Annotated in this window: 12 protein-coding genes; 1 reads left to right on the forward strand and 11 read right to left on the reverse strand. The window is 56.0% G+C overall.

All coding sequences use genetic code 11. From position 1 onward, the window contains the following. Positions 1-298: 298 nt before the first annotated feature. On the forward strand, positions 299-1,672 hold the full coding sequence (locus AC1AY0_RS03955; RefSeq protein WP_476522947.1) for an ATP-binding protein: 1,374 nt from the start codon (positions 299-301) through the stop codon (positions 1,670-1,672). Here the strand turns inward: AC1AY0_RS03955 and AC1AY0_RS03960 are convergent, their stop codons facing one another. The 11 genes from AC1AY0_RS03960 to gatC all read right to left on the reverse strand — a co-directional run bounded on the left by AC1AY0_RS03960 (position 1,673) and on the right by gatC (position 18,157). Then, the gene (locus AC1AY0_RS03960) at positions 1,673-3,610 is read right to left on the reverse strand and encodes a hypothetical protein (RefSeq protein WP_476525906.1); all 1,938 of its coding nucleotides are present in this window, start codon (positions 3,608-3,610) and stop codon (positions 1,673-1,675) included. Positions 3,611-3,812: 202 nt separating this feature from the next. Beyond that, on the reverse strand, positions 3,813-4,202 hold the full coding sequence (locus AC1AY0_RS03965) for a chorismate mutase (RefSeq protein ID WP_476522949.1): 390 nt from the start codon (positions 4,200-4,202) through the stop codon (positions 3,813-3,815). Positions 4,203-4,248: 46 nt separating this feature from the next. Beyond that, entirely contained in the window at positions 4,249-5,223 is a 975-nt protein-coding gene (locus tag AC1AY0_RS03970) for an aminodeoxychorismate lyase (protein ID WP_476522950.1), read from the reverse strand. A gap of 128 nt (positions 5,224-5,351) precedes the next feature. Next, positions 5,352-7,439 carry a transcription termination factor Rho gene (gene rho / locus AC1AY0_RS03975; protein WP_476525908.1) on the reverse strand — a complete coding sequence of 696 codons (2,088 nt, stop codon included), beginning with the start codon at positions 7,437-7,439 and terminating at the stop codon, positions 5,352-5,354. Between the two features lie 505 nt (positions 7,440-7,944). Then, positions 7,945-9,558, reverse strand: coding sequence for an NAD(P)/FAD-dependent oxidoreductase (locus AC1AY0_RS03980; RefSeq protein ID WP_476522952.1), 1,614 nt, complete (start codon positions 9,556-9,558; stop codon positions 7,945-7,947). A gap of 244 nt (positions 9,559-9,802) precedes the next feature. Beyond that, entirely contained in the window at positions 9,803-12,898 is a 3,096-nt protein-coding gene (locus AC1AY0_RS03985) for a histidine-type phosphatase (protein WP_476525910.1), read from the reverse strand. A gap of 171 nt (positions 12,899-13,069) precedes the next feature. Next, positions 13,070-13,384 carry a DUF2469 domain-containing protein gene (locus AC1AY0_RS03990; protein WP_044089362.1) on the reverse strand — a complete coding sequence of 105 codons (315 nt, stop codon included), beginning with the start codon at positions 13,382-13,384 and terminating at the stop codon, positions 13,070-13,072. A 7-nt stretch (positions 13,385-13,391) separates the two neighbouring features. After that, entirely contained in the window at positions 13,392-14,465 is a 1,074-nt protein-coding gene (locus AC1AY0_RS03995) for a GNAT family N-acetyltransferase (RefSeq protein WP_476522954.1), read from the reverse strand. Between the two features lie 317 nt (positions 14,466-14,782). Then, entirely contained in the window at positions 14,783-16,282 is a 1,500-nt protein-coding gene (gene gatB / locus AC1AY0_RS04000) for an Asp-tRNA(Asn)/Glu-tRNA(Gln) amidotransferase subunit GatB (RefSeq protein WP_476522955.1), read from the reverse strand. 28 nt (positions 16,283-16,310) lie between these two features. Beyond that, on the reverse strand, positions 16,311-17,852 hold the full coding sequence (gatA, locus tag AC1AY0_RS04005) for an Asp-tRNA(Asn)/Glu-tRNA(Gln) amidotransferase subunit GatA (RefSeq protein WP_476522956.1): 1,542 nt from the start codon (positions 17,850-17,852) through the stop codon (positions 16,311-16,313). Between the two features lie 5 nt (positions 17,853-17,857). Continuing rightward, complete coding sequence (gene gatC / locus AC1AY0_RS04010) at positions 17,858-18,157, reverse strand: Asp-tRNA(Asn)/Glu-tRNA(Gln) amidotransferase subunit GatC (RefSeq protein WP_476522957.1); 300 nt, start codon at positions 18,155-18,157, stop codon at positions 17,858-17,860. Positions 18,158-18,358: the final 201 nt, after the last annotated feature.

The following is an 18,358-nucleotide window of genomic DNA, read 5'->3' on the forward strand; positions in this document are numbered from 1 at the left end:
CTTCCCGCTATACGGCTCGGCCTGTTAAGAAAAAGTAAGCGGCTAGCTCCCTTTTCCGAGCGAAGCTCACTGAGGGGAGGATAGATAAAGGGCTCTGACTGTTATCAGTCAGAGCCCTTTATCTATCAATTCACCATCACCAGCACCATACCCACTATTCATCTCAGCAGCTAAATTCACGAAAACAGGAATGTGCTCAAAAAACTGCTCCCACATTTTTGGATCCTTAAATGTGTGTGACTCCCACATTTTTGGATGATAAAATGTGGGAGTCACACACATTTCGGTAGGGGTAATTATGGTTGAGAAGCTCCAACGCACACTCATGCACAATCTGGAAGCATGGAAACAGCGCCCCGACCGCAAACCGTTGCTGCTACGCGGAGCCAGGCAAACCGGCAAAACATGGATAGTCAACGAATTCGGAAATCGAGAATACAGCAACATATTGCGTATCGACTTCATGCGCAATACCGAAGTCCACAGCTTATTTGAAGGCAATCTCGACCCTCACATAATCCTCAGCAATATTGCCTTGTATACCGGCGTTGACATCACCCCCGGCAAAACACTTATCTTCTTCGATGAAATTCAGGAATGCCCGCGCGCACTCACATCCCTCAAATACTTCTGCGAAGAAACACCAGAGCAACACATCATCGCCACCGGCTCATACATGGGCATATCAAAACATCCCAATGCCTCCTTCCCCGTCGGCAAAGTCAACATGCTCACACTCCGCCCACTTACCTTCTTTGAATATTTGAACAACGCCGGGCAAGCATCACTGGCTTCCATAATCCACGAAGGCAAAATCGAACAAATCAATGCACTGTTCGGCAACCGCCTGCAAGAGATGCTCAAACAGTATATGTTCGTCGGCGGTATGCCGGCAGCGGTTGCAGCACATCTCAACAGCGCATCCGCCACAGCAGTACGCAATATCCAACGCGAAATCCTCGATGCCTACGATCTCGACTTATCCAAGCACGCTCCAGCACGGCTCGTAGACCGTATCCGAATGGTCTGGCATACGCTGCCCGCACAACTCTCCAAAGAAAATCGCAAATTCGTGTACGGCGTAGTGCGACCGGGAGCTCGCGCGCGCGACTTCGAAGAAAGCATCATGTGGCTGCGTGATTACGGCATCATTCATCAGATATATTGCACGTCAGCTCTCCGTGAGCCGCTCGACAGTTACATCGACACATCCACATTCAAAATGTTTGCATCCGACATTGGTCTACTGGGAGCACTCGCCAATCTTGCGCCAGCCGTCATCACCGAGCAAAACCGCATATTCACCGAGTTCAAAGGCGCCCTAACCGAACAATATGTATGCCAGCAACTTACGGCAGACGAATTCTCCCCCACATATTGGTCGAATCCAAATGGACGGGCGGAAGTCGATTTCTCCATCAGCCACAACGGTGCAGTGTATCCCATCGAGGTGAAGGCCGAACAGAACCTTCACGCAAAAAGACTGCACTTCGCCTATGATCATTTTGACCTGTCACATGCCATCCGAACAAGCCTCGCGCAGTACCGCGATGAATCATGGGTGGCCAATATACCTCTCTGGGCGGTAAACGGGCTGAAACCGTATATCGAACAACATGAGCAAGCGTGGTTGGGTGAACACACGGCAGTAACGGATAAGGTCAGGGCATAGTCACACCGTAGGAATGACGATAAGATAGCTGGGCTCGCCTGACGAGGATTGCTGGCGAGTGGCCGACGAATTCAGTTGTGCTATAGCCTGAGTAATCAGTTCGCCGGCGTCACCGATTTGCACCGTTTCGCCAATCAGTGTGCTGTAATCATGCGTAAGCAGCGTGCCGTCTTGCCCGAAGCCGAAGAGGACTGGCGCAGAATCGCTCTGAGATGCAGTACTGTGCGTATTCGCATCAGAAGTTGCGTCAGATGATTGAGTATCCGAAGAACCAGCATTATCGGACGTATTACTGGTCTTTCCCCCGCCAAGAGCGGACGTCAATCCGTTGGCATAGCTCATTACATCGCTAGCAGCCATGGACATCGTGTCATCAACTAAAGAAGCATTGGAATCCTGAGCTTGCTGCTGTTGGGCTGCTTGTGCCTGCTTGAGCGCAATCGCAGCCTTGCGCTTTGCCTGAGCTGCTTTGGTTAAGCCATAGAATGACTGAGATTGTGGATCTGCTAAACCTTGCGTAGAAAGACGAGCAGTAGAGCCTTGCGCTGCGCCCTCACTGGATGGCGTATCTGCGCTTTCGAACTGGTCAGAGAACCGTAACAGAATCTGCTTTAACGCTTGAGACTTGCCCGTGTGCTCGCAGGCAACGGCAAGCGACGCCATCGCAGCGTCCACTTTGGCCTGCGCATCTTTGAGGTCATCGCTGCCGTTGGTTTCGTTGATGGCCTGCTGAGCGTACGCTGAGGCATTGGCTGAAGAGCCGCCCGTTAATGCGCTGAGATTTGCAGTGTATACGTCCGTATATTTCATCGAATACGGAATCATCGCAGCAGAAAGCTGCTTCTGCCCTGCTGAATACTGCTTGGAACCCTTAGTAGCTTCCTCTGCCACTTCCTGAGTCAAATCATCGATAAGTCCGGTAGTGCCTTGCTGCTGAACGCGGCGAATCACCTCGTTTAAGGCGTCCACTGCCCCGGCATGCATATGAGCGGCACTCACATTGTTCACCGCGTCAGCCAAATCAAGCACTGCTTGAGCCAACGGAGTATTGCCGGAAAGCTCACCAGCCGTTCCCATCAATGCCGGCAACTGCGTGGAAGAACCAATCGAGCCGGAAAGATGCGTGGTGTACGAGCCCACATACGCTGCCATGTAGTTCTGGAACGTTTGCTTATGAGCTGCTGTGCGCTCAGAGGTCACTGTTGCGTCAAGCTGCTGTTCATTGTCGCGCAATGCTTTGAGCTGGTCGATAAGCTGCTGGTGTTCGCTGGATCCGGCATCGGTCAAGGAATCAACCAATGTGGACGCTGTAGTAATCAATTCGGTGACATTATTCTGCGCTGCTGAATCAGCAGAATCAGAGGAATCAGCCGGCAGTACTGCGAGCGCAATGGAACTCATTGTGAAATGCTTGGCATTCATATAGCAATTGAATTCCAGTGTCGAATCAGCTTTGCCTGCAGCAGCAATCAGCGTGTTCGTTCCCTGTGTGCTCACTGATACATTGTCATCCACGGAAACATCATCTGCTACTTGGCTTGGAATGGTGAAAGCCACAAGCGGAATAGTTTGGCCGCCGCTTGTACCAGCAGTATTAGCCGGACGGACTGTAATGTGCACGCCCACTAATCCTGAAGCATTCGATACCTCAGCTGCAGAAACATTAGGACCGTCGAGCGAATAGCTCACATTGACAGTCCAAGGCAATTGCATTGCGTCAGCTGGCATACGGCGCACTGAGGAAGCATTATTAGAGGTTTGCTCACCAACTACATAGAATCGTGTGGGTTCATTGTCTTCATCGGTTACGGCATAAATATCACTGGCAGACTTGATGAGCGCTTTGTAATCAGGCTCTGGCGGACGACTAAGCCAAGCACCGCCCACGGCACTGGTTACGCATAATGCGCAGCTCAGCACGGCAGCAGTAAGCTTCATCCTATTCCCCATCCACACAGTACATCGTTTATCGCGTCGCTATGATTCCCACGAACTGCATACCAATGTAGTGGACACGACGAGCCTAGAGTATAGGCACTTGGCTTACAAGTAACTAGTAATTGCTTATGTTTCGGCAATACCGGCGCACTATCAGCGCAATATCAGTACAATATCAGTGCACTGTCGAAGCCAATCAGCGTTACGCGAACACGTCGAGCACGCCCGGGTCTCCCCCGGCATCGGCGATGCGCTGATGGCGCTTCTTGGCCTCAGTCACCACAAATTCACGGTATTTTTCAGCGATTTCCGGGTCCAAGCCAGCCTCAATGGCAATGCGGTGAAGGCGCTCGATCTGGTAATCCTCACGCTTCATATCCTCAGGCGCGAATCCGGCATTAGCCTTCAAAACACCCACCTGCGATGTGGTTTTGAAACGCTCAGCGAGCAGGGAAATTACAGCGGAATCGATGTTATCGATGGATTGACGCAATGCTTTAATCTGCGCCACAGCCTTCGCGGTCTCCGGATGGGCCTCCGCCTGGGCGGAATCAATGGTTGTTCTCTGCCAGTCACTGCTCGTTTCGCTCATAACCTCGAGGATACTCCATTCACTGCAATTTACAGGGCAAGCGCTGTCACAGCTCGTAATCGCCGCTCGGACCAATGCTCAACGCATCGTCATGCGTGCGACCGGTATGAATTGCTGTGTTCACCGCTTCAATTTCAGCTGGGTCATACTCATATGGTTTGCCATCCAGCTCGTTAACCGGAATCACCCAACCGCCATGAACCATGTAAAGTCGGTCTGCTTCACGCAGCTCAGCAAAAGGCAATTTCTTGTATTGCGTATGCTGCCCTTCTTGCTGAGCCCATGCGAATAATTCACGCTGTGAAGTGCCATGCAAAATACCGATACGCGGATCAGGTGTGATCAACGTATTGCCGAATCGCGCCACAATCGAGGAATTCGGACATTCCAACGTGTAGCCGTCTTCCGTGTACAATACGGCATCTCCGACGCCACGGCGAGCGCACTCGCGATGTACCGCGCAATTGAACGCATAGCTCAATGTTTTAGCGCCATTGAGCAGCCAAGGCGCGCGGGCGGTGATATCCGAAGGATAGCCACGGGTCATGGATGCCATGGAAATAGGATCTGTTTCATGCAATGCGCCCTTGGCGTCTTCGAAGATGAACACTGTTGGAGCATTATTACCGGCGTCAGCGGCAGCCCTGCCCACCCCAGTTTCCATATCAAGGCCACGAGAGACGATAATGCGCAGCAGTGGGCCAGGTTCTGGATCATCGTACGCTTCCAGAACCTTGTGAATGCCGCGGGTTAATGCATCAAGATTCGGCGCGGGTAAATCCATCAGGGCAGCAGAATGAGTCAATCGATGCAGATGGTTCTCTATCGAAACCGGAAAGCCTTTCCACACTGTGGTTGCTTCGAAAACACCATCACCACGCAGCACACTCAAGTCAAAAGCGCTGATGTGCACGCTATTGGGATCCACTAATTGGATTAAATCATCATCTGGCACATTGCTCACATCAGCATTGCCGAACATGTATGCGCCATTGCCCATTCCCAATACGATTGCACTCATTACGCGGTCCTTTCTGGTGCTCGACGTTTTGTCTGAACCATTGCGTTCCACGTTACGCAAAGGGGTGAATACCGGAACAATCCGATATTCACCCCTTGTGTCGCGTCATATTGGTTATGCTACGGCGATCAGTTGCCGTTTGTGGCGTTGCCGTTGTTGGCCTGCTGCACAATGGCGGCGAGGAAGTCGCGGTTGGTGGCGGTCTTCTTGAGGCGCGGCACCAGAGTCTGGTAGGCCTGCTCGGGTTCCATGCCGCCCAACAGTCGACGCAGACGGTAGATAATCGGCAGTTCCTTAGGCTCGGTGATGAGCTCTTCGCGACGGGTGCCGGAAGCGTTGATGTCGATGGCCGGGAACAGGCGCTTGTCTGCGAGTTCGCGGGAGAGACGCACTTCCATGTTGCCGGTGCCCTTGAACTCCTCGAAGATCACCTCGTCCATCTTGGAGCCGGTTTCCACCAGCGCAGAGGAGATGATGGTCAGGGAGCCACCGTTTTCGATGTTGCGGGCAGCACCGAAGAACTTCTTCGGCGGGTAGAGTGCCTGGGCGTCCACACCACCGGACAGGATTCGGCCGGAAGCCGGGGCGGCGATATTGTAGGCGCGAGCCAGACGGGTCATGGAGTCGAGCAGCACCACTACATCCTGGCCAAGCTCCACCAGTCGCTTGGCGCGCTCGATGGCGAGCTCAGCAACCGTGGTGTGGTCGGAGGCCGGACGGTCGAAGGTGGAGGAAATAACCTCACCCTGAACCGTGCGCTCCATGTCGGTGACCTCTTCAGGACGTTCGTCCACGAGGACCACCATCAGGTGTACTTCCGGATTGTTGGTGGTGATGGCGTTAGCAATGTTCTGCAGCGTGATGGTCTTACCGGCCTTCGGCGGGGAGACGATCAAGCCACGTTGGCCCTTACCAATCGGAGCCACGATATCCATGATGCGGCCGGTGAGCTTGTTCGGCGTGGTCTCCTGCTTCAGACGCTCCTGCGGGTACAGCGGAGTGAGCTTGGAGAACTGCGGGCGGTTCATGGCCTCTTCCACGCTCTGACCGTTGATGGAGTCGATGGACTGCAGCGGCACGAACTTCTGACGCTGGTTGCGGCGGTCGCCTTCACGCGGGGCACGGATGGAACCGTGCACGGCGTCGCCCTTGCGCAGGCCGTACTTCTTGACCTGGCCCATGGAAACATATACATCGTTCGGACCGGGCAGATAGCCGGAGGTGCGCACGAATGCATAGGAATCAAGCACATCGATAATGCCGGCTACCGGAACGAGGTCTTCCTGCGGCTCTTCGCGGCGGTTGTCGCGAGCATCGCGGTTATCGCGGGTATCACGACTGTCACGAGTATCGTCTTCGACGGTATTATCGCGATCGCGACCACGCATACGGCGGTTGCGGCGATCGTTGCGATCACCACGATCGTTGCGATCATTGCGTTCTGCGCGATCACCACGGTTACGGTTGCGGCGAGTGAACTCACCACGATCCTCGTCCGTATCCTCTTCTTCAACAGGCTCCTCGCGCTTCTGCGTAGGCAGCGTGGCGAGAATATCGTCAAGATCGCGGACGGTTTCTTCGTCCTGATCAGCACGATGACGGCGGCGCGGCTCATTGTCTTCATCATCGCGAACGCGACGAATCAGCGGAGCTTCCTCATCATCACGGCGACGGCGACGCTCGTTGCGGTCTTTACGCTCATTCGGAAGCGAAGCTTCAGCAAGATTAAGGCTTGCCAGCAAATCATCAGCGGATGGGAGGGAATCCGTGTGCTTACGAGTCTTGCGACGTGCAAAATCTTCTTCATCATCACCGCGCTTGCGGCGAGCACGCTGATCAATATCAAGGTTAGTGTCAGCATCATTGGTCTTGCGACGAGCGCGACGCTCACCCTTATGCTCAACTTCCGGGAAATCGATCTTCGATTCGATGGAAGCAGTCTGTTCTGCGTTATTCTGCGGTTCAGACTGTTCGGTAGCAGTCTGGGGCTGAGCAGCCGGTGCAGCTGGCTCTTCGATTACAGGTTGAGCAGCCTTGGCAGCCTTAGGAGCACGTACAGTTACGCCAGCTGGTGCTTCGCCACCATTGCGAGCAGCCTGCAAAGTGGCGAGAAGCTCGGGCTTTCGCATGGTCGAAGTGCCGCGCAATCCCATCTGCTTAGCAAGCTCTTTGAGCTCAGGAAGCTTCATATCTTCTAGATTCTGGCTGTTTGCCACTGGTTGCCCTTTCCATACCGAACAGGCATATGCCTACTTACGGAGTTAAGAGTGATTTGCGGGTATACCGCTCATGAATGCTCGCTGCGTCTTAAGCGCCCTTGCGAACTTCGAATACTCTACAACGCCTCACCGACCAACGCAAAACGGCCTACCGGATTATTCCGGTAGGCCGTTTATTAGAGAATATGGAGTCAGCTTTGGCTGACATATTTATTACGCGGCAAGCCGCGCTTCTCTCCCTCAGTCTCACTGCGTTCGACAGCTCGTCCAGCAATTACGGACGGACTTCGTCCGCAGTCTGCTGGCTTGACTATCGTCAAGCACCTCGCCTACGGACAGTCCACTGGACTGTCCGCTTTACGGCTCGGTCCCATCAGAGGGAGCCATCCTGAGACACTTTTGCGTAAACAGAAGTAAATAATGTGTGCGGCCTCTAGGAGCACCGAGGGAAGGCGTACAAAGGTACGCCGACTGAGGAGCAACGACGAGGACGCTCCATTATTTACTTCTGTTCGTGGTAGGACTTTTCGGTGTTGACAGACCACACGTTCTTCTTGGAGGTCTTGCCGGTCTTGATGTTGCCCACGGCCTCCATGGCGGTTGCCATGGAATGATCCATGTTGTTGTAACGGTGCTGGCCGTTACGACCCACGCAGTACAGGTTGCCGAAACCATCGAGGTACTCGATGAGCTCGTCCATATGCTCGTAGGTGTCGAAGTAGGCGGGGTACGCCTTCTTGACACGCTCGCGATGGGAGTCGATGACCTCCTCCGGACCGTTGATCACACGCATGCGGGTCAGCTCGGAGATCGCGAACTTGGTCACATCCTCCTCGGACATGTTCCAGAAGGAATCGCCCTCCTCGCAGAAGTACTCAAGACCGACCCACACGGTGTCGTCCACATCCTTGACCAGGTACGGGCTCCAGTTGTTGAAGATCTGCAGACGGCCGACCTTGTAGCCCGGATCCTGCACGTAAATCCAGCAATCCGGCACGATCGGCGGGTTGCCGAGGGTCGGGATGTCGGTCGTGTTCTTGAGCTTCAGATGCTTGACCAGAAGACCCACGGTCACGAAATCACGGTACGGCAGGCCGTTGGCCACGGCCGTCATGTCGGCCGGAGCGGCCTTGGAACCCGTGGCCTGCGGATCGGCGCCGGCAGCGTCGATCGCGTTGACCAGGTCCTTGACCGGCATGGAGGAGATGAACTGGTCGCCCGCAAGCTCGCTGCGGTTGCCCTCGGAATCCACGTACACCACGGAGGAGATGGCACCATTGGTCTGACGCACCTCGACCACCTTGGCGTCGGTCAGTACCTTGACGCCGGCCCCCTCGCAGTTGGCCTCAACGGTCTCCCACAACTGGCCCGGACCGTACTTCGGATACCAGAACTCCTCGATCAGGGAGGTCTCGACCTCGGCGTTGGAACGCTTCTTCGGCAGCAGCTTCTGGAACGCGTTCTTCAGCACGCCCATGATGCTCAGACCCTTGACGCGCTGGGCGCCCCAATCAGCGGAGATCTGGGAGGGATGACGGCCCCACAGCTTCTCCGTGTAGCCCTCGAAGAACATGGAATACAGCTTGCGGCCGAAACGGTTGATGTAGAAGTTCTCCAGATTGTCCTCGGGCAGCTTGTGGAACATCGACTTCAAGTAGCTGAAGCCCGCCACCAGCGTGAGCTTGAAGCCCATCGCCTTGAACGTGTTGACGCTCAGCGAGATCGGGTAATCGAAGAAGCGACGGTTCCAATAGATACGGGACACACGATGGCGCTTCAGCATCACCTTGTCCTCGACCTCGGGATCCGGGCCGCCCGGCTCCATGTCGTGCTCGCGGCCGAGCTTCTTGTCATCATAGGAGGGAGCGCCCTGCAGCGGCAGCACGGTCTTCCACCAATCCATGATGCGGTCGTCCTTGGAGAAGAAACGATGACCGCCGATGTCCATGCGGTTGCCGTTATGCTTCACGGTACGCGAGATACCACCGAACTCGCGGGTCTCCTCGAGCACGGTCACGTCGTACTTGTCAGAGCCGCCATCCTTGACGAGCTCCCACGCGGCAGTCAGACCAGCGGGACCACCGCCGATAATCACCACAGATTGCTTTTCGCTCACTTGCATCTCCTTGATAAACAAAAATCAGAGACAGTCTACTAAAAGACTCGGAATCGCACACGGAAGGATGATCGAATGCTTACAGAATTCTCCCGATATACAGCTGTGAGCATTATGCCACACACTCAGGATTGCGCCCATAAAGACCAATTTCAGGACAGCAACAACCACGAAAAACGCCGATGCGCCCATCTGCAATATGCAAACGGGCGCATCGTGCGTTAATCGTCATCCAGAGCGGATGTTAGCGGCGGACCTTCCGCAGGCTCAAGCAGATGCCAGCGAGAGCCAGCAGTACTGCAGCCCCAGCGATACCGCCAATCGCAACACCGGTGTTCTGCAGCTTGGCAGCACTGCTTGGCTTGTTCGCCTGGCTGGTGTTGTGGTTGGTGGAACCAGGCTTCTCGGTATCCGAGGACACAACGACGCTCGGCTTGTTCGCAGACTTGACAGCGATGACCTCACCGGCCTTGTTGAGCGTCACAGTGGCGCTGAGCGCGGTGGCCAGATCAATGCGCTGCCAACCTTGAGAGGAGGCGTCCAACGGGTAGCCGGAATCGATAGCCGTCTTGGCGAGCACCGCGTTACGCTGTTCATCGGTCAAAGATGGGTATGCAAAACGCAGGAGCGCGGAGGCACCTTCAGGAGCGGTGAACGACTTGCCGCCTGCAGTCACCTGCTTGAAGCCGTAGGTCATACGAGCCTGATAGGCAGCAATGGCAGATGCACGGTCATTGACCGGCTTGGTGGAGACCACATCGGTGAAATCGTTGGCGTATCCCTTGGTGGAGTCGGCACCAGTGTTGGTGATGCACTGCTCCAACGTATCGCCTAGACCATCGGCCTTGCAACGGGCGGCAAGGTAGGTGGTGAGCTGGTTGGAAGCGGCGGCAACTTCATCGGCGTTGGCGTTCATGTAAGCGGCCACTGACGCCTGACCGCCGATACGGCCGGCCATCACGTCCAGCGGGTAATGCACACCAAGTACGATGCGGTTGTTACCGGCCTCGGAGGTACGGGCCAGAATCTCAGGGGCGAGCTGTGGAACCAGAACAGCGAGCGCCACGCCACGAGAGTAGGCCTTGTTGGTGTGGCCGGATGGGAAGGAACCCTCGTAAGAGTTCTTCGGGTAGTCCGGTGCATGCAACTTGCCATCGGAGCCCAAGGCCTTGCCATCCGCATCGGTGTTGACCTGGATGATGTTCAGGCTAGTGGGCAGTCCGGAAAGGTCATTGGAACCGGTGTTCTGGTTGAAGCCGGTGGATTCGTCGGCAAACGGCGCCCAAGTGCTGCGATCTGAGACATATGGGCGGGGGAACTGGTTGACGTTCTTGGCAGGGTTGCCGGACCAACCGTTGTTGTTCATAAAGGCGACCACCTTGTCAAGGCTGCCGTCGTTGTAACCTTGCTCGAAGTATTTGCCAAGGGGACCGAAGCCATCCTTGAACGCGGTAGCCACGTCCTTGTCGGCGTCACGGTCGGAAAGAGCACGCTGCTGCTGTTCGCTCGGCGTGGTGTCGGTGGCCCCTTCGGCGGCCTTGTTGTTAATGGCCACGACCGTCTCATCGTTTTCGGAGAGCACCTGCTTGTTGAGAACCTTGCCGGCGCTCTTCAGAGTGCCGTCATCGTTGAACTGCGGTGCCTGCCAGTAGTTGCCGAATTCAGAGACGAGGCTGACCAGCGGGTTGGAACCGTCAGACAGCAGAGCGTTGTCGCCGGTGGACTGATGACCGGGTTCCAAGCAGCTCTTCAGCTCGGTGAGCTTGTACCACGTGGAGCCTTTAGCGATGGGCTGGCATTCGGAACGGAAGGCGATCTCATTCTCGTTATAGAGCATGCGCACCAGCGGTGTGTAGGCACGGCCGGTCTTCGGATCATTGCCGGGCTTGACTGCCACATCCCACTGCACGTTGGCAGCCATAGGCGTCACCGATTCGCCACGCCACTTGTTGTTTTCATAGGTGTACACGTCGGTAGTGCTTGCCGGTGCCTGCTGGGTGGAACCGGGCAGACCGAGCAACGCGGCGAACGGCATAATCGTTTCGGCATGGGCGAAGCGGAAGGTGGCCACGGTGGTGCCACCGTTGACGCGCTGGTCAATGGTGTTGAAGAAATCATCGAGCAGCAGCTGGGCAATCTTATAGGTTTCGTCCTGGCCGGTATAGCTCGGGCCCTTCTCGTAGAAGTCTTCAGCGTCGAGCGCCCATGCGAACAGTCGTGCATCACTGGCTTGCTGACCCTGGAAATACTGGTTGAAGTCGAAGGTGTGGCTTCCAGTGTTTTCGTTCTGCATATCAGCGGCAATGATGTACAGGTTGTACAAATCCATCGCGGCATCGTATTCAGAGGCAATCTTCTTCTTGGCTTCACCGCAGGCGTCTGCATCCTTGCTCGGATCAGCACCCAGAGCGCAATTCACATCGCCCTTCTTGGTGCCATCGACGGTGTTATACCAGGTGTAAGTGCCATCGTATAGCTTGTTGAGGAAGTCATCGGTGAAAATCTGGGAGAGCAGGTCGTGGGATGCGGTCTTGATATCGCTATTTTCAGAGATGGTTTTCTCTGCACCGGCGATAATCGGGTCGTTCTCCACGAAATTCTGATAGTTGTCGGCGAGCGTCTTCGCTTCGCCAGTCTTTTCAGTGCCATCAGGATTCTCGGCCTTATGGAAGTACAACGTGTTCGGAGTCTTGTCGAATACGCTGGCTTCGCCAGTACCTGCGGGATTAGCCGGAGTCACCGTGCTGTTGGCGAGCTCGTTGTTCGAGGCAGCGTTGAAGCCACGAGCAAAGTTCTCGCCAGATTCGGTGGCGCGGGCTTCACCGGAGGATTGGTAGGCGATCTTGCCACCATTCTGGGCGGCGCTGTCGAACAACGTCTTATTGCGCTCGTAAGCACGTGCACCGATACCCTGATGCTGATCAGCACCCTGCCCGGTGAGCATGCCATAGCCATTCTCCACATTTGCTGCGGTGATGGCGGAAAGGTTCTTAACGAATTCGTTCTTGATGTCATCGGACTTGAAGCCATTGTCCTTTTCCGCGGCTTCAGCCATCTTCATCAGCAGCGCATCATACTTGTAGCTGGACAGGCCACGAGAACCGTGGCGGGCCATTGATTCGGTGTACACCGTCTCATATCCCGCAGGAGCCTGACTGTAACCGGCCGTGGTCTCCTGGCTGGGAGCCACGTATGGCTGCTTACTGCTGTAGTACTGGCCGTCGCTCTCCAATGCAGCGGCGTGGGGCACGTTCATCACGCCGCCTGCCAACAGTGTGGCGGCAGCGACCAGGCATGCAAGAGATGCCTTGATTCCTTGATATGTATGCTGTGTGTTCACACGACATGTTCTATCAGCCACAAGCAAACGGGACACACACCATATAGGTTATCAACCTGAATTTTCCCTGTGTCCTCGATGAACAATGCATGACAATGAATGTGTTTTGACGTTTTCTACAATAACGTCAAAACGCAAGCTGATAATCACAGCAGCCAGACCACAACACCCTTAGTTGATATCGTCAGGGATGTCGATGTCGGTTTTCTGCACTTCTTCGACGTTGACATCCTTGAAAGTCACAATGCGCACGGACTTGACGAAACGGCTGGAACGGTACACATCCCACACCCATGCGTCAGTCAGCTGCACATCAAAATACACGTCCTGCCCAGCAGAGCGGACGTTGAAATCAACTTTGTTGGCCAAGTAAAAGCGACGCTCAGTTTCTACAACATATGTGAACAGCTTGATAACGTCGCGATATTCCTTGTACAGGGCGAGCTCGGCATCGGTTTCGTAGTTGTCGAGATCCTCAGCGCTCATGCTTGGTTCACTTCTCGCTTTCCGTATCGCGCTTGCGGCCGCGGCCCAACGTGCGCCACCATGCTTCCTTGGAAGCCTTGCGCTCGTTTGCTCCGTACGGCCAATTGCTTTCTTCTTCCCGGCTCAAACGGGACTTTTCATGTGCTGTGTGCTGCCCATCAGCATTCATTTCAGTTTCAGCTGCCGATGTATCAGCAGACTGCTGTGCAGCTGAAGTATCAGCGATCGCAGCATTGGTCTGTTCAGCGGCATCAGCATTACCGGCTGCGGATGCTGCGTTCTGTCGAATGGCAACAGAATGCTCACGCGCTGCCAATGCTTCCTGCACACCAGGATTGTTTTCGATCAGATGCATGCCGAATGCATCAAGCGAACGAATCGGATCGTATTCGTCCACCAAAGTATCCATCACAATCAAATCTTGATATTTGCTGTTCTCGGCATCCCACAGTGCGTCACGCGAAGTACCGGAAGGCACAAAACCAAGCGACTGGTACACCGAAATCGAACGCGTATTGTTCTCCGGAACAGCCACCCAGATGCGGTGCATGCCAAGGCCTGCCGGCTCGGAAGCAAAGCCATAGGTCATTACGCGAGGCATTGCGTCACGGGAGTAACCGCGACCGCGGTAGTCGCGGCCCAGCACAATCTGAATGCGGGCGGAGCGAGACCATCCATCAATGTCGATCAGGAAAATCATGCCGATGACATTGTCGGTTGCGGAAGCGTCGGTCTTGCCGTCTTCATCATGATCAGCATCGGTCACTACCGCCCATGCGATAGTGCGACGCGACTCAGGATCGCCTACGCCGGACTCCGCCGGGGCAAGACCAGATTCCCATGCTTGAGAGCGGCGAACCCATGTATGAATCATCGAACGTTCAGTGGCCGCATCCTTGCCGGTGATTTTGGAAGCACCATAGAATGCGTCAAGTTCATCAAGACGCGGTAAATCTTCCAACGTAGCCGGGCGTAGATGCACCATTTCGCCTTGAATAGGCGGAATGACGATGCTTTGAGGCAGGTCTCGATTGACCTGCGCGTCCGCGGCAATGCTCAACGTCTCGTTGGTCTCGGTCATTGAAGTTTGTCCCCTGTTTCGGCTCATGATGGCTCACGATTCAGTGCCGAACATATCTTACTCTGCTGGGTGAACGCTGGAAAGCCGCTGGGATAGTGAGACTGACCACAGAATCATCGAATCGTCATTATGTACGCGCGCGAACGAAGCCGCCGCAAACATAATGATGATTTTGGGGTCTAAATCGTCACTATGTACGCGGACGTTTCGTTGAACCGCAAACATAATGACGATCTGCAGAGCAAAACAGGCTGCATGTACGCGGCAACATCGTTGACACGCGCGCATACAGCCTGTTTGGGCTATGAGAAGATGGCTCAGGCCTTGAGCTTGCCCATGACCACCTTGGTGACAGCCTTGGCATCGGCCTGGCCACGGGTGGCCTTCATGACGGCACCGATGATGACACCCATCGGCTTCATGTTGCCGCTCTTGAGCTTCTCGACCACGTCGGGGTTGGCTTCGAAGGCTGCATCGACAGCGGCTTCGATTGCGCCATTATCCTCAACGATCTTGTAGCCGTGCTTCTTGACGACCTCATCCGGGGTGCCTTCGCCCTTAAGCACGCCTTCAACGGTCTGCTTGGCCAGCTTGTCGTTGAGCTTACCGTCGGCGATGAGCTTCTCCACCTCAGCCACATCGGCCGGGGTAATCGGCAGCTCCTCGAGGGAAACACCCTTGGCATTGGCAGCGCGAGACAGCTCGCCCAGCCACCACTTGCGGGCGCCGGCAGCCTTAGCACCGGCCTTGACAGTTTCCTCAATCAGGTCGAGAGCGTCGGCGTTCAGGATGTCACGCATCTGCAGATCCGTCAGACCCCATTCGGCCTTGAGACGGTTGCGGCGTTCGCGCGGCATCTCCGGCATCTGAGCCTCGATTTCAGCGATGTGCTCCTTGGTGATGTGCAGCATCACGAGATCCGGATCCGGGAAGTAACGGTAATCGTCAGCGTCGGACTTCACGCGACCGCCAGCGGTGGTCTGCGTAGCCTCATCCCAGTGGCGGGTTTCCTGCAGAATCTCCTTGCCTTCATCCAAACGAGCGGCCTGACGGCGAATCTCGTACTGGATGGTCTTTTCAATGCCACGGAAGGAGTTCACGTTCTTGGTTTCGGAACGAGTGCCGTACGGGGCATCGGCGGACGGACGCAGGGAGACGTTTACGTCGGCACGCATGTTGCCCTGCTCCATACGAGCGTGGCTGATGTTCAGCGCACGAACGATGTCGCGGATGGCACGCATGTACGCACCGGCGATTTCCGGAGCACGGTCGCCCGCGCCTTCAATCGGCTTGGTCACAATCTCGATCAGCGGCACGCCTGCACGGTTGTAATCCACGAGGGAGTGGTCAGCGCCTTCGATACGGCCGTCAGCGCCACCAACGTGGGTGTTCTTGCCGGCGTCGTCTTCGATGTGTGCGCGCTCGATCGGCACGCGGAACACGGTGCCGTCTTCCAGCTCGACATCCAGGTAGCCGTTGCCGTTGGTCGGCTTATCGTACTGGGAGATCTGGTAGTCGCGCGGCATATCCGGGTAGAAGTAGTTCTTACGAGCGAACTGGCTCCACTCGGCAATTTCGCAGTGCAGGGCAAGACCCAGCTTGATGGCGTAATCGACGGCGGTCTTATTGATTACAGGCAAGCTGCCCGGCAGGCCCAGGGAGACCGGGGTCAGCTGGGTGTTCGGTTCGCCGCCGAATTCGATGTGAGCCGGGCAGAACAGCTTGGTGTTCGTGCTGAGCTCAACGTGGGTTTCCAGGCCGAAGACCACATCGTACTTCTTGGTGGCATCGGCGTACTTCATCAGTTTTTCAGCCATGATGTATTCCTTGAATCCTTCCGATGCTTCACTTGCTCAGGCCGTCAAGCCACGGGGTCTTGAGGTTGTTCCAAATCGGACCACCCCAGCTTTCCTCAAGAGCCGCCTCAAGAGCTGCTGCCGGCTTGTACATAACCTCGTCACGCTGCTGCGGAGCAATGAACTGGAAGCCCACGGGCAGACCATCATCGGACAGGCCAGCCGGAATGGACATGGCCGGCACACCGGCAAGGTTGGCCGGAATGGTGGCGATATCGTTCATGTACATGGCCAGCGGATCATCCATCTTCTCGCCGAACTTGAAGGCGGTGGACGGAGAAGTCGGGGAAACCAGAACATCAGCCTGCTCGAAGGCAGCCTTGAAGTCCTGAATAATCAGCGTACGAACCTTCTGAGCAGAACCGTACCAAGCATCGTAGTAGCCAGCGGACAGTGCGTAAGTACCAAGGATGATACGACGCTTAACCTCGTCGCCGAAGCCGGCCTCACGAGTGTAGGCCATCATGTTGGCGGCAGTCTGCGGAACACCGGTCGGCGGCATCACGCGCAGACCGTAACGCATACCATCGTAACGAGCCAGATTGGAGCTCACCTCAGACGGCATGATGATGTAGTAAGCACCCAGGGAGTAGCCGATGTGCGGCACGGAGACCTCAACAACTTCGGCACCCATCTCCTTGAGCTTTTCGACAGCCTCATTGAAGCGAGCTTCAACGCCAGGCTGGAAGCCATCGCCGCTGAGTTCCTTGATCAGGCCGACCTTGAGACCCTTCAGATCACGCTTGGCACCTTCGCGAGCGGCAGCAACCATCGGGCGCGGGCCTTCCGGAATGGAGGTGGAGTCGCGGCGATCATGGCCACCGATGACTTCCTGCAGCAGTGCGGAATCGAGCACAGTGCGGGAAACCGGGCCGATCTGATCGAGGGAAGAAGCCATGGCGATAGCACCGAAGCGGGAAACACCGCCATAAGTTGGCTTGACGCCAACGGTACCGGTCAGAGCACCCGGCTGACGGATGGAGCCGCCGGTATCGGTACCGAGGGCCAGCGGAGCTTCGAAAGCGGCCACTGCGGAAGCGGAGCCACCACCGGAGCCACCGGGCACACGCTCGGTATCCCACGGGTTGTGGGTGGTCTGATAAGCGGAATGCTCGGTGGAGGAGCCCTGAGCGAACTCATCCAGGTTGGTCTTGCCGAGCAGCGGCATGCCTGCAGCCTTGAGCTTTTCAATAACAGTGGCGTCGTACGGCGGCACCCAGCCTTCGAGAATCTTGGATGCTGCGGTGGTTTCGATGCCCTTGGTGACAATCATGTCCTTGATGGCGATCGGCACACCGGCCAGCTCAGGCAGAGCGGCCTTGTCTTCGGCAGACCTGGCGTCGAATGCGTCGGCCTGCTCGAGGGCCACATCGCCGGAGACCTTCAGGAAGGCCTTGATGGACGGCTCAGCGGCCTCGATAACCTGCAGGTGTGCTTCGACCAGCTCGCGGGAGGTGACGTCGCCCTTCTTGATGGCGGCGGCCTGCTCGGCAGCGGACAGCTTAACGAGAGTTGCGGTTTCGTTGCTCATCGATCTCACTCCTCGCTTCCCAGGATTCGCGGTGCCACGAACATACCGACCTCAGTCTTCGGACCGCCGGCGAGCGCCTCTTCCTGCGTGAGCGGGGTTTCGGCAACATCCGGGCGCAGGTAGGCTTCCAGCGGAACCGGGTTTGCAGTGGGCTCGACGTCGTCAGATGCGACTTCCTGAACCTTGTTGATGGAGTCTGCGATGACGTTCAGTTCGCCCTGCAGACGGGTGATTTCCTCATCGGTGAGCGCGATTCGGGCAAGATCGCCCAAATGCACGATTTCTTCGCGTGAAAATGTTGGCATGCGCCTTACTATACGAGCGGTTTGTGACACGCGGTTATCCGGAAGGCTCATGTTCCCACCTGTTGAAGCCCTTCACGGTGGCAGGAGCGAGGCGCTAGCTTGAGCAGCCCGTGGTTTTGCTCCGCTGACAGTCCCTTTAGCGGGGCAAAACCTCGGGTTACCCGATAATCCGTCCCACCAGCCGCCTCTCAACGGGGCAAA

The organism is Bifidobacterium sp. LH_416 (assembly GCF_056357055.1).